12 protein-coding genes are annotated in these 12,725 nt (G+C 72.2%); 11 read left to right on the top strand and 1 reads right to left on the bottom strand.

Annotation, left to right across the window (positions count from 1 at the left end):
* Complete coding sequence (locus tag F0L17_RS03415) at positions 1 to 657, top strand: vitamin K epoxide reductase family protein (protein WP_155069907.1); 657 nt, start codon at positions 1 to 3, stop codon at positions 655 to 657.
* Between the two features lie 133 nt (positions 658 to 790).
* Entirely contained in the window at positions 791 to 2,185 is a 1,395-nt protein-coding gene (locus F0L17_RS03410) for an AAA family ATPase (RefSeq protein WP_162465730.1), read from the top strand.
* Between the two features lie 49 nt (positions 2,186 to 2,234).
* Here the strand turns inward: F0L17_RS03410 and F0L17_RS03405 are convergent, their stop codons facing one another.
* Entirely contained in the window at positions 2,235 to 3,128 is an 894-nt protein-coding gene (locus F0L17_RS03405) for a DUF2470 domain-containing protein (protein ID WP_420802371.1), read from the bottom strand.
* A gap of 55 nt (positions 3,129 to 3,183) precedes the next feature.
* Between F0L17_RS03405 and rpsD the strand changes: the two genes are divergently transcribed.
* The 9 genes from rpsD to F0L17_RS03360 all read left to right on the top strand — a co-directional run bounded on the left by rpsD (position 3,184) and on the right by F0L17_RS03360 (position 12,718).
* Positions 3,184 to 3,795 carry a 30S ribosomal protein S4 gene (gene rpsD / locus F0L17_RS03400; protein ID WP_338017935.1) on the top strand — a complete coding sequence of 204 codons (612 nt, stop codon included), beginning with the start codon at positions 3,184 to 3,186 and terminating at the stop codon, positions 3,793 to 3,795.
* A 281-nt stretch (positions 3,796 to 4,076) separates the two neighbouring features.
* Positions 4,077 to 4,532: a DUF948 domain-containing protein gene (locus F0L17_RS03395; RefSeq protein ID WP_162465729.1), complete on the top strand. Its 456-nt coding sequence runs from the start codon at positions 4,077 to 4,079 to the stop codon at positions 4,530 to 4,532.
* 6 nt (positions 4,533 to 4,538) lie between these two features.
* On the top strand, positions 4,539 to 4,904 hold the full coding sequence (locus F0L17_RS03390; protein ID WP_162465728.1) for a DUF6167 family protein: 366 nt from the start codon (positions 4,539 to 4,541) through the stop codon (positions 4,902 to 4,904).
* A complete protein-coding gene (gene alaS, locus F0L17_RS03385) occupies positions 4,904 to 7,597 on the top strand; it encodes an alanine--tRNA ligase (protein WP_155069904.1) in 2,694 nt (897 codons plus the stop codon). The genes F0L17_RS03390 and alaS overlap by 1 nt, the downstream gene beginning before the upstream one ends.
* Positions 7,597 to 8,064, top strand: coding sequence for a Holliday junction resolvase RuvX (gene ruvX, locus F0L17_RS03380; RefSeq protein ID WP_155069903.1), 468 nt, complete (start codon positions 7,597 to 7,599; stop codon positions 8,062 to 8,064). Before alaS ends, ruvX begins: the two co-directional genes overlap by 1 nt.
* A 127-nt stretch (positions 8,065 to 8,191) precedes the next feature.
* A complete protein-coding gene (mltG, locus tag F0L17_RS03375) occupies positions 8,192 to 9,988 on the top strand; it encodes an endolytic transglycosylase MltG (protein WP_155069902.1) in 1,797 nt (598 codons plus the stop codon).
* Positions 9,985 to 10,860 (top strand): shikimate dehydrogenase, encoded by an 876-nt coding sequence (locus tag F0L17_RS03370; protein WP_162465727.1) that lies wholly within the window; start codon positions 9,985 to 9,987, stop codon positions 10,858 to 10,860. Before mltG ends, F0L17_RS03370 begins: the two co-directional genes overlap by 4 nt.
* A gap of 152 nt (positions 10,861 to 11,012) precedes the next feature.
* On the top strand, positions 11,013 to 12,197 hold the full coding sequence (gene aroC / locus F0L17_RS03365; RefSeq protein ID WP_162465726.1) for a chorismate synthase: 1,185 nt from the start codon (positions 11,013 to 11,015) through the stop codon (positions 12,195 to 12,197).
* Entirely contained in the window at positions 12,194 to 12,718 is a 525-nt protein-coding gene (locus F0L17_RS03360) for a shikimate kinase (RefSeq protein ID WP_162465702.1), read from the top strand. Before aroC ends, F0L17_RS03360 begins: the two co-directional genes overlap by 4 nt.
* The last annotated feature ends 7 nt before the right edge of the window (positions 12,719 to 12,725 follow it).

The raw sequence follows: 12,725 nt of genomic DNA, 5'->3' as shown, positions 1-12,725 counted from the left end.
ATGACGATGACCACGGCACCACGAGACGACCAGGCACGCACCGACGAGGACGCGCCCGTACGACGTGGTGCCGTGGGCGCCGGCCGCGCCTACGCCCTGTTGTTGGTGATCACCGGTCTGGCCGGGGTGCTCGCCTCCTGGGTGATCACGGTCGACAAGATCAGGCTGCTCGAGGCGAAGCTCGTCGGTGACACGCTGGACATGGCGTGCGACCTGAACCCGATCGTCTCCTGCGGCGACGTGATGGAGAGCGCGCAGGCCGAGGTGTTCGGCTTCCCCAACCCCGTGCTCGGCCTGGTCACCTACGGGATCGTCGTCTGTGTCGGGATGAGCCTGTTGGCGGGGGCGAGCTTCCCGCGCTGGTACTGGCTGACGATGAACGCCGGGATGCTCTTCGGCGTCGGCTTCTGCACCTGGCTGATGTACCAGTCGCTGTACAACATCGGCGCGCTGTGCCTGTGGTGCAACCTCGCCTGGCTCGCCACGCTGCTGATGTTCTGGTACACGACGTTCCGCAACATCCGCAACGGTTTCCTGCCCGCTCCGTCCTGGCTCCGCAACGGGGTGGCCGAGTTCCACTGGGTGGTTCCGACGGTTCACATCGGCATCATCGGCATGCTGATCCTGACCCGCTGGTGGAGCTTCTGGACGAGCTGACCGACGGTTTCCGCCACCCGGCCGCGACGGGCCGCCCCGCACCCGCGGGGCGGCCCGTCGCCGTCTCCCGTCCGACGGGGGGCGCCGTGGGGCGGCTGCCGGGTGTCGGTGGCGTGGCCTAGGGTTGCGACACGTGGAAGAGGACCTGTTCACCGCCGCCGCAGAGGAACGTCGGGAGAAGGAGCCCGCCGGCAGGCCGCTGGCGGTCCGGATGCGCCCGCGCACCCTGGACGAGGTCGTCGGCCAACGGCACCTGCTGCGCCCCGGCTCCCCGCTGCGCCGCCTGGTCGGCGAGGGGGGCAAGGGCCCGGCCGGCCCGTCGTCGGTGATCCTGTGGGGGCCGCCGGGCACCGGCAAGACGACCCTGGCGCACGTCGTCAGCCAGGCCACCGACAAGCGCTTCACGGAGCTGTCGGCGATCACCGCGGGGGTGAAGGAGGTGCGGTCCGTCATCGACGGCGCACGCCGTTCCTCGGGCGCCTACGGCAAGGACACCGTTCTCTTCCTGGACGAGATCCACCGTTTCAGCAAGGCCCAGCAGGACTCCCTGCTGCCGGCCGTGGAGAACCGCTGGGTGACGCTGATCGCGGCGACGACGGAGAACCCGTACTTCTCGGTGATCTCCCCGCTGCTCTCCCGCTCGCTGCTGCTCACCCTGGAGCCGCTGACCGACGAGGACCTGCGGGGGTTGCTGCGCCGGGCCGTCGCCGACGAACGCGGTCTGGGCGGTCGGGTGAGCCTGCCCGAGGACGCCGAGGCCCATCTGCTGCGGATCGCCGGGGGAGACGCGCGCCGGGCGTTGACCGCCCTGGAAGCGGGCGCGGGCGCCGCCCTGGACAAGGGTGAGGAGACGATCACCCTGGAGACGCTGGAGGGGGCCGTCGACCGGGCCGCGGTCAAGTACGACCGTGACGGCGACCAGCACTACGACGTGACCAGCGCCCTCATCAAGTCCATCCGCGGCTCGGACGTGGACGCGGCCCTGCACTACCTGGCCCGGATGATCGAGGCGGGGGAGGACCCGCGGTTCATCGCCCGGCGGCTGATGATCTCCGCCAGCGAGGACATCGGACTGGCCGACCCCACCGCCCTGCAGACGGCCGTGGCCGCCGCGCAGGCGGTGGCCATGATCGGCTTCCCCGAGGCGCGCATCACCCTCGCCCAGGCCACCGTCGCCCTCGCTCTCGCGCCCAAGTCCAACGCCGCCTACCTGGCGATCGACGCGGCGCTGGCGGACGTACGGGCGGGCCTGGCCGGCCCCGTGCCCCCGCACCTGCGCGACACCCACTACCAGGGGGCGCGGAAGGTGGGCCACGGCGAGGGCTACCGCTACCCGCACGATCTGCCCGGCGGCATCGCCGCGCAGCAGTACGCACCCGACGGCGTCCACGGCAGGCGCTACTACGAGCCCACGCGCTACGGCGCGGAGGCCCGGTACGCCGAGGTGGCCGAGCGGGTGCGGGCCAGGCTGCGCGGGGAACCGCCCGGAGAGCCCGGCGCGGAGGGGGAGCGGCCGGGGAAGCGGTGAGCCGCCCCGGGCCGGTCGATCTCCTCCCACCGGCCCCTCGGGTTCCCCGTCAATCGGTCGACGCCGCCTCGAACAGGGCGTGGATCGCCCTGCGCAGCCCGGCGACGTCCCGTACCGGGCGGGGGAAGTCGAAGCGCGCGTCGAAGCTCCGACCGTCCGCGCGGAACCGCACCCGCAGACCGAACCGGTCCAGCGCCACCGGCACCGCCCCCTCCCGGAAGCCGCAGGCCCGCTCGCGCTCGCCCAGCAGGGAGCACAGTCCGCGCACCAGGTCGCCGTGGGCGGCCGCGAGGTGCTGGAGGAGTTCGGCCTCGTGGCGGACCAGCGGATCGGGCGAGGCGGCGGCGAACTCCTCCGGCTCGACCGAGCCCTCGCCCCACAGGTCGTCGATCCAGCCCTCGGCCGGCTCCAGGCGCAGCAGTGTCCACGCGGGACCGGGGAACGGCCCCGACGGGTGTCGCTCGGCCAGCAGCTCGACGCAGGCGGCCCGGTCGCGACCGGTCACGGGAGTGAGCCAGCCCGCCAGGCGGGCCCGACCCCGGATGCGGTGGGGGACGGCGACGGGGGCGACGTCCGTGATCTCCATCACGGCCGTGAGGTCGTCGCCCCGGGCGTGGACGGTGGCCCGGGCGGCGGGGGAGTCCGCCGGAACCAGCAGGGCCACGTCGCCGCCGGAGGTGACGGCACGGGCCTCGGGCGCTCCCTGCCCCGGAGTCGGGTCGTGGCGGTCGACTCCGGGAATGACCAGGGCGGCCGACGCGTTCGACTCCACGAGGGTGCGCAACCGCTCGGCGGCCTCGGGCCGCCGGACGTCCGATTCCTCCTCGGGACGCGGCTGACCCCTGCCCGTGCCCTCCGTGTTCCCGCCGGCGCCGCGGTCGTCCTCACCGCCGGTACCGTGCGCGGAACCGGCGCCGGGCAGGGGGCTCCCAGGTCGAAACATGCGTTCTCCTCCGCTAAGGTTAGGCTCACCTAAATTACACGGAGGTCCGTTCAACGTGAACCAGTCGCGTCCCAAGGTGAAGAAGTCGCGCGCGCTCGGCGTCGCGCTGACCCCGAAGGCCGTCAAGTACTTCGAGCAGCGCCCCTACCCGCCGGGGCAGCACGGCCGGGGCCGCAAGCAGAACAGCGACTACAAGGTCCGACTGCTGGAGAAGCAGCGGCTGCGCGCCCAGTACGACATCAGCGAGCGCCAGATGGCCCGCGCCTACGAGCGGGCCCGGAAGGTCGAGGGCAAGACCGGCGAGGCCCTGATCGTCGAGCTGGAGCGCCGCCTGGACGCGCTCGTCCTGCGCTCGGGGCTCGCCCGCACCATCTACCAGGCCCGGCAGATGGTCGTGCACGGTCACATCGAGGTCAACGGCCGCAAGGTCGACAAGCCCTCCTTCCGCGTCCGTCCGGACGACGTGGTGGCCGTCCGCGAGCGCAGCCGCGCCAAGTACCCCTTCCAGGTGGCCCGTGAGGGCGGTTACGCGACCGACGGCGAGACCCCGCGCTACCTCCAGGTCAACCTCCAGGCGCTGGCGTTCCGCCTGGACCGGGACCCGAACCGCAAGGAGATCCCGGTGATCTGCGACGAACAGTTGGTCGTCGAGTACTACGCGCGCTGAGGCACCCCGCGTCCGCGCGGGGCGCCCGGCACGCCCGGCCTCCGGCTCCGGCCCTCCACCGCCCGACGGCGGGGAGGGCCGCCGTCGTTCCCGGCCGGCACGGCGACGGCGCGGGACCCGGGGGCGCCGACGGCGGGGGAATCCGGTACGGGACGGGGCCCGTGGCGCGATAAGGTCGGTATTCGCCGTCGCACCCGTGGAACCGGTGGGCGAAGCCCCCTCGCGCGTCCCAGGACGCGGCGGCCTACCCCCGTACGACCGATCGAGGGAAGCGGTGCAGCGTGTCCGGTGGAGAGGTGGCCGGCCTCCTGGTGGCCGTCTTCTGGGCGATCCTGGTGTCGTTCCTCGCCGTGGTGCTGGCGAGGCTCGCGCAGACGCTCAGGGCTGCGACCAAACTGGTGTCGGGCGTGACGGAGCAGGCGGTCCCCCTCCTCACCGAGGCCTCCGCGACCGTCCGCTCGGCGCAGAGCCGGCTGGACCGCGTCGACGCCATCGCCGCCGACGTCCAGGAGGTCACGGCCAACGCCTCGGCGCTCTCCTCCACCGTCTCCACCGCCTTCGGCGGTCCGCTGGTGAAGGTCGCGGCGTTCGGCTACGGCGTGCGCCGCGCCCTCGGCCGCGGGAGCGAGGAGCCCCGCCCGAAGCGGACCGTCGTGAGGGGCCGCTCCGTGCCGGCCGCGCGTCGGTCGGCCCGCGTACGCCGTGCCGGACGTGACGTCCGCGGCGGGAAGGACTGATCGACCGTGTTCCGCCGTGTCTTCTGGTTCGGCGCGGGCGCCGCCGCCGGCGTCTGGGCCACCACCAAGGTCAACCGCAAGCTGCGCAGCCTCGCCCCCGAGAGCCTCGCCGCCCGCGCGGCCGAGCAGGCCGTGGAGACCGGACACCGGTTGCGGGAGTTCGCCCTCGACGTCCGCGCCGGAATGGCGCAGCGGGAGAGCGAGTTGAACGACGCGCTGGGGCTGACGGCCTCCGGCGACCCGGTGCCCCTCGACGCCGCCACCGATCACCCCGGGCTCCCGCCGCGGGCCGTGCCCCGGACCCCGTCCGGGCCGCGGGCCCGCCGGGAACTCGGCACCAACCACCCGTACGACCGGAATGAGGACCACTGATGGAGTCGGCTGAAATCCGCCGCCGCTGGCTGCGCTTCTTCGAGGAGCGGGGGCACACCGTCGTGCCGTCGGCGTCGCTGATCGCGGACGACCCGACGCTGCTGCTGGTCCCGGCGGGCATGGTGCCTTTCAAGCCGTACTTCCTGGGGGAGGCCACCCCGCCGTACCAGCGCGCCACCAGCGTGCAGAAGTGCGTGCGCACTCCCGACATCGAGGAGGTCGGCAAGACCACCCGGCACGGCACCTTCTTCCAGATGTGCGGCAACTTCTCCTTCGGCGACTACTTCAAGGAGGGGGCCGCCAAGCTCGCCTGGGAGCTGCTCACCACCTCGCGGGACGAGGGCGGCTACGGCCTGGCCCCGGAGCGGCTGTGGATCACCGTCTACGAGGAGGACGACGAGGCCGAGCGCATCTGGCGCGACGTCGTGGGCGTCCCCGCGGAGCGGATCCAGCGCCTGGGCAAGGAGGAGAACTACTGGGACATGGGCGTGCCCGGTCCCTGTGGCCCCTGCTCCGAGATCAACTACGACCGCGGCCCGGAGTTCGGCGTCGAGGGCGGCCCGGCCGTCAACGACGAGCGCTACGTGGAGATCTGGAACCTGGTCTTCATGCAGTACGAGCGCGGGCCGGGCGAGGGCAAGGAGTACCCGATCCTGGGCGAGCTGCCCAGCAAGAACATCGACACCGGCCTCGGTCTGGAGCGCCTGGCGATGATCCTGCAGGGCGTGCGGAACATGTACGAGACCGACACCCTGCGCACGGTCATCGACAAGGCCGGCGAGCTGACCGGGGTGGCCTACGGCGACGCCGAGGACAGCGACGTCTCCCTGCGCGTGGTCGCCGACCACATGCGCACCTCGGTGATGCTCATCGGCGACGGCGTCACCCCCGGCAACGAGGGCCGCGGCTACGTGCTGCGCCGCATCATGCGCCGGGCCATCCGCAACATGCGCATCCTGGGCGCCGAGGGACCGGTCGTCGGCGAGCTGGTCGACGTGGTGATCGGCATGATGGGCCGGCAGTACCCGGAGCTGGTCACCGACCGGCAGCGCGTCGAGACCGTCGCGCTCGCCGAGGAGGCCGCCTTCCTCAAGACCCTCAGGGCCGGCACCAACATCCTCGACACCGCCGTCACCGAGACCAAGGCCGCCGGCGGAGCCGTCCTGCCCGGTGAGAAGGCCTTCCTGCTCCACGACACCTGGGGCTTCCCCATCGACCTCACCCTGGAGATGGCCGCCGAGCAGGGCCTGTCCGTGGACGAGGACGGCTTCCGCCGCCTGATGAAGGAGCAGCGGGAGCGGGCCAAGGCCGACGCGCGGGCCAAGAAGACCGGCCACGCCGACCTGAGCTCCTACCGCGAGGTCGCCGACACCGCCGGGGCCACCGTCTTCACCGGCTACACCGACACCGAGGGCGAGACCTCCGTCGTCGGCCTGCTGGTGAACGGCCTGCCCGCGCCGGCCGCCTCCGAGGGCGACGACGTCGAGGTCGTGCTCGACCGCACCCCGTTCTACGCCGAGGGCGGCGGCCAGCAGCCCGACACCGGCCGCATCCGCCTGGACAACGGCGCCGTGATCGAGGTCCGCGATGTCCAGCAGCCGGTGCCCGGCGTCACCGTCCACAAGGGCACCGTCCAGGTCGGCGAGGTCACCGTCGGGGCCTCGGCGTACGCCGCCATCGACGTCACGCGCCGCCGGGCCATCGCCCGCGCCCACAGCGCCACCCACCTCACCCACCAGGCGCTGCGCGACGCGCTCGGCCCGACGGCCGCCCAGGCCGGCTCCGAGAACGCCCCGGGCCGCTTCCGCTTCGACTTCGGCTCGCCGACCGCCGTGCCCGGCACCGTCCTCACCGACGTCGAGCAGAAGATCAACGAGGTTCTCGCCCGCGAACTCGACGTCACCGCCGAGGTGATGAGCATGGACGAGGCCAAGCGGCAGGGCGCCATCGCCGAGTTCGGCGAGAAGTACGGCGACCGGGTGCGCGTGGTGACCATCGGCGACTTCTCCAAGGAGCTGTGCGGCGGCACCCATGTGCACAACACCGCCCAGCTCGGTCTGGTGAAGCTGTTGGGCGAGTCCTCCATCGGCTCCGGCGTGCGCCGTGTGGAGGCCCTGGTCGGCGTGGACGCCTACACCTTCCTCGCCCGCGAGCACACGGTGGTCTCCCAGCTCACCGATCTACTCAAGGGCCGCCCCGAGGAGCTGCCGGAGAAGATCTCCGGGGTGCTCACCAGGCTCAAGGAGGCGGAGAAGGAGATCGAGCGCTTCCGCGCCGAGAAGGTCCTGGCCGCCGCCGCGGAACTGGCCTCCTCCGCCCGTGACGTGCGCGGCGTGGCCTTCGTCGGGGGGCGGGTGCCCGACGGCACGACCGCCGACGACCTGCGCAGGCTCGTCCTCGACGTGCGAGGCCGCATCCAGGGCGGCCGCCCCGCCGTGGTGGCCCTGTTCACGGTGGCGAACGGTCGCCCGCTGACCGTCATCGCCGCCAACGACGCCGCCCGCGACCGCGGGCTGAAGGCCGGCGACCTGGTCCGGGCCGCCGCCAAGACCCTCGGCGGCGGCGGAGGCGGCAAGCCGGACGTGGCCCAGGGCGGCGGCCAGAACCCGGAGGCGATCGACGACGCCGTCGCCGCCGTCGAGCGCCTGGTGGCAGAGTCCTCGGCGTCCTCGGCGTCCTCGGCGGCCTCCTGATGCGACGCGGCAGGCGGCTCGCCGTCGACGTCGGGGACGCCCGGATCGGGGTCGCCTCCTGCGACCCCGACGGGCTCCTGGCCACCCCGGTGGAGACCGTGCCGGGACGCGATGTCCCGGCCGCCCGCCGGCGGCTGGTCGAACTCGTCGCCGAGTACGAGCCTCTGGAGGTCGTGGTCGGGCTTCCGCGCTCCCTCAACGGACGCGAGGGCCCGGCCGCGACCCGGGTGCGGGCCTTCGCCCGGGAGTTGGCTCGGGACGTCGCCCCGGTGACGGTCCGTCTGGTGGACGAGCGGATGAGCACCGTCACGGCGGCCCAGAGCATGCGTGCCTCGGGCGTGTCGTCGAAGAAGGGACGCGGCCGCATCGACCAGGCAGCGGCCGTGGTCATCCTGCAGAGTGCCCTGGAGACCGAACGGGTGTCCGGTGAACCCCCGGGGGAGTGCGTCGAGGCGGTCGCCCGATAGCGGTACGGTAACGTTCCGTTCCGGACGGCGCTGTTCGAATACCAAGCCGTACGGCGGATACGGCTCTTCGGACGCAGGCGCCCGTGCGTACCGCAACCGTCTGCCGTTTCGCGGCTCTAGGGGACCGATGACTGAGTATGGCCGGGGCACCGGCTCCGAACCGTGGCGCCCTGACGACCCCCTCTACGGGGACCGGGGATGGAACGGAGCCCAGCACGGGGCTCAGCAGGAGGGCTGGGAGGACGCCTACGGCGGGCAGGGGCAGTACCACCCCCAACACGATCCGCACCCCCAGCAGTACCAGGCTCCCCAGGCCTCCGCCCACGACGGACAGGGCTGGGACACCCAGGACGGACAGTACGCCGACCCCCACGGCCACCAGCAGCAGCACCAGTACCAGGAGCAGTACGGCGACCCGTACGGCGGGGGGCAGTACGCCGACCCCTACGGCCACCAGCAGCAGTACCAGCAGCACCAGCAGTACCAGCAGTACGACGATCCGTACGGCGACCACCGGCAGCAGGCCGACCCGTACGACGGTGGGCACCAACAGCACCAACAGCACCAGTACCAGGAGCAGTACGGCGACCCGTACGGCGGCCACCGGCAGCACGGGCCGCCTCACCGGCAGGAGGAGTCGCCCGAACGTCCCGACGAGCACGATCCGTACGGCCGGCACACACCGCGACGACCGGAGCAGGGCCACCGCGACGAACCGGACTCCGGCCCCGAGCCGGACGAGGAGACCGGCTGGGACCCGGGCCCGGACCAGGGCGAGCACGCCTTCTTCGCGGACGACGGGGACGACGACTCGGACGACGGACACACCGGGCACGACGGCCGTTCCGGCCGGAGCCGCCGGGGGAGGAGTGGAAAGGGCCGCAACGGCCTGGCCTGCCTCACCGTCCTCGCCGTGCTGGCGGGCGGTGTGGGTGTCGCCGGCTACTTCGCCCACGACTTCTACCAGGACCACTTCGCCGCCGCCCCGGACTTCTCCGGTGAGGGGAAGGGGGAGACCCAGGTCGAGATCCCCGAGGGCAGCAGCCTGGCGCAGATGGGCGCCATCCTGGAGAAGGCCGGTGTGGTCAAGAGCCGGGACGCGTTCATCGAGGCGTCCAACGCCAACGCCAAGGCGAAGACCATCCAGGCCGGCGTCTACATGCTGCGCAAGGAGATGTCCGCCGAGGCGGCCATCGAGATGATGCTCGACCCCTCCAGCCAGAACGCCCTGATCATCGCCGAGGGCAAACGGGCCGTGGAGATCTACGCGCTGATCGACGAGAAGCTCGGCCTGGAGGAGGGCACCACCGAGAAGACGGCGGAGGAGACCGACCTCGGCCTGCCGGAGTGGGCCGACGGCAACCCCGAGGGCTTCCTCTTCCCCGCCAAGTACACGGTGGGCGAGAAGACCGCTCCCGAGGACCTGCTCAAGAAGATGGTGGAGCGGGCCGAGCGGGAGTTCGAGAAGGCGGACCTGGCGGGCCACGTGGAGCGCCTCGGCCTGGAGTCGCCGATGGAGGTGCTCACCGTCGCCAGCCTGGTGCAGGCGGAGGGCAAGTACAAGCACGACTTCGTGAAGGTGGCCCGTGTCGTCTACAACCGGCTGAAGCCGGACAACACCGAGACCAACGGGTACCTCCAGTTCGACTCGACCTACAACTACGCCAAGAACCAGTACACCCTGGACGTACCCTCGCCCAGCACCATGGCGAAGTTCGACCACCCGTACAACACCTACGCCAAGAAGGGCCTGCCGCCGGGACCGATCAACAGCCCCGGCGCCGAGGCGCTGCACGCGGCGGTGGAACCGGCCGAGGGCGGCTGGTACTACTTCGTATCGATCACGGAGGACAACACGGTGTTCTCCGACACCTACAAGGAACACCAGAAGAACGTGGAGAAGTACGAGAAGGCCCAACAGTGAGCGGTACGACGAGCGCGGGCCCCCAGGGCGCCGGGACCGGGAGGCGGGCGGCGGTCCTCGGTTCGCCCATCGCCCACTCCCTCTCCCCGGTGCTCCACCGGGCGGCGTACGCGGAGCTGGGTCTGGACGGCTGGTCGTACGACCGGTTCGAAGTGGACGAGGACGGTATCGGTCCGTTCCTGGAGAAGATCGCGGGGAGCGGCGACGACTGGGCCGGGCTGTCGCTGACCATGCCCCTCAAGCGGGCCGTCATCCCCCTGCTGGACGGAATCGGCGACACCGCGGCCTCGATCGAGGCCGTCAACACCGTGGTCCTCGCCGACGACGGCCGCCGGCTGGGCGAGAACACCGACGTCCCCGGCATGGTCGCGGCCCTGCGCGAGCGCGGAGTCGGAAGCGTCCCGAGCGCCGCGGTGCTCGGGGCCGGAGCCACCGCGTCCTCGGCGCTGGCCGCTCTCGCCCGGATCTGCACCGGGGAGGTCACCGCCTACGTCCGCAGCCGTGAGCGGGCCGCGGAGATGCGGGGCTGGGGCGAGCGGCTGGGAGTGCCGGTGGTGGCCGCCGACTGGTCACGGGCACCGCAGGCCCTGGCCGCGCCCCTGGTGGTGGCCACCACGCCGGCGGGCACCACCGACGCCCTGGCCGGGAACGTCCCCGAACGGCCCGGCACCCTCTTCGACGTGCTGTACGAGCCCTGGCCGACTCCGCTGGCCGCGGCCTGGGCCGCCCGGGGCGGAAAGGTGGTCGGCGGTCTGGACCTCCTGGTCCACCAGGCCGTTCTCCAGGTCGAGCTGATGACCGGGCGCTCCCCGGCGCCCCGGGCGGCGATGCGCGCGGCGGGCGAGGCGGCGCTCGCGGGCCGGGTGGGCTGACACCGGGCGGGCCGGGCGCGCCCGTCGGGGCCGCCACCGGGGTTCCGGCCCCCGGGACGGGTGTCCCGCCTGCTGGACTCGGGCCGGTCCCGGAAGGCCGGCCGTGAAAGGATCGGGACCCAGGACGTAAGGGCCCGGACTGAGGAGCACAGGTGAGCAGGTTGCGTTGGCTGACCGCGGGGGAGTCGCATGGTCCCGCGTTGGTGGCGACGTTGGAGGGGCTGCCGTTCGGTGTGCCGGTCACCACCGGCATGGTGGCGGACGCGTTGGCGCGGCGCCGGTTGGGGTACGGGCGTGGCGCGCGGATGAAGTTCGAGCGTGACGAGGTCACCTTCCTCGGTGGGGTCCGGCACGGTCTGACCCTGGGGTCGCCGGTCGCGGTCATGATCGGCAATACCGAGTGGCCCAAGTGGGAGAAGGTCATGGCGGCCGATCCGGTCGATGCGGCCGAGTTGGCCGAGTTGGCGCGTAACGCGCCCTTGACTCGTCCTCGTCCCGGTCACGCGGATCTGGCCGGTATGCAGAAGTACGGGGTGGGGGATGCGCGGCCGATCCTGGAGCGGGCCTCGGCGCGGGAGACCGCGGCGCGGGTGGCGTTGGGGGCGGTGGCGCGCTCCTATCTGCGGGAGGCGGCCGGTGTCGAGATCGTCAGCCATGTCGTGGAGCTGGGCGGTGTGGGGGCTCCGGCCGGGTTGGTGCCGGTGCCGGGGGACGTGGCGCGGTTGGATGCCGATCCGGTCCGTTGTCTGGACGCCGAGGCGAGTCGGGCGATGGTGGAGGTGATCGATGCCGCGCACAAGGACGGTGACACCCTCGGTGGTGTGGTCGAGGTCGTCGCTCATGGTGTGCCGGTCGGTCTGGGCTCTCATGTGCACTGGGATCGTCGGCTCGATGCCCGGTTGGCCGGGGCGTTGATGGGGATCCAGGCGATCAAGGGGGTGGAGGTCGGCGATGGTTTCGAGTTGGCTCGGGTGCCCGGGTCGGAGGCGCACGACGAGATCGTTGCCACCGGGGAGGGTATCCGTCGCTCCTCGGGGCGGTCGGGGGGGACGGAGGGTGGGTTGTCGACCGGTGAGTTGTTGCGGGTGCGGGCGGCGATGAAGCCCATCGCCACGGTGCCGCGGGCGTTGGCGACCGTGGATGTCGGCACCGGTGAGCCTGCTCGGGCCCATCATCAGCGGTCGGATGTGTGCGCGGTGCCGGCCGCGGGCATCGTGGCCGAGGCGATGGTGGCGTTGGTGTTGGCCGATGCGGTGGCGGAGAAGTTCGGTGGTGACAATGTGGCCGAGACCCGCCGTAATGTGGCCGGTTACCTTGACGGGTTGGAGATCCGGTGAGGGCCGGGTCGGGGCCGGTCGTGGTTTTGGTGGGGCCGCCGGGTGCGGGCAAGTCCACCGTGGGTGCTCTTGTCGCTCGGCGGTTGGGGGTGGGGTTGCGTGACACCGATGCGGACATCGAGGCCGCGGTGGGCAGGCCTGTTGCGGAGATCTTCGTCCAGGAGGGTGAGGAGTGGTTCCGGGAGGTGGAGCGGCGGGTCGTGCGTGCGGCTTTGACCGGGCATGACGGGGTGGTCTCGCTCGGTGGTGGCGCCGTGATGGATCCGGACACCCGCGGGCTGCTGGCCGGGTTGCCGGTGGTGTTCTTGGACGTGCCGCTCGCGGACGCGGTCCGGCGGGTCGGGTTGGATGCTCCGCGGCCTTTGTTGGCGGTCAATCCTCGGCAGCAGTGGCGCATGTTGATGGAGCGGCGTCGTCCGTTGTACGAGGAGGTGGCGCGTGTGGTCGTCGATACCGGTGGCCGTGATCCGCAGCAGACCGCGCAGGCGGTCTTGGACGCACTCGACCCGAAGGACACGTGAGCGACGT

Origin of the sequence: Streptomyces taklimakanensis (assembly GCF_009709575.1) — a bacterium.
In the GTDB taxonomy this organism is placed as follows: domain Bacteria; phylum Actinomycetota; class Actinomycetes; order Streptomycetales; family Streptomycetaceae; genus Streptomyces; species Streptomyces taklimakanensis.
This window is presented reverse-complemented; position numbering and strand designations above follow the sequence as displayed.

Coding starts and splice junctions, on each gene's coding strand:
- ruvX (WP_155069903.1), top strand. CDS start 7,597: ATGCGACGCGGCAGGCGGCTCGCCGTCGACGTCGGGGACGCCCGGATC.
- alaS (WP_155069904.1), top strand. CDS start 4,904: ATGGAGTCGGCTGAAATCCGCCGCCGCTGGCTGCGCTTCTTCGAGGAG.
- mltG (WP_155069902.1), top strand. CDS start 8,192: ATGACTGAGTATGGCCGGGGCACCGGCTCCGAACCGTGGCGCCCTGAC.
- F0L17_RS03405 (WP_420802371.1), bottom strand. CDS start 3,128: ATGTTTCGACCTGGGAGCCCCCTGCCCGGCGCCGGTTCCGCGCACGGT.
- F0L17_RS03415 (WP_155069907.1), top strand. CDS start 1: ATGACGATGACCACGGCACCACGAGACGACCAGGCACGCACCGACGAG.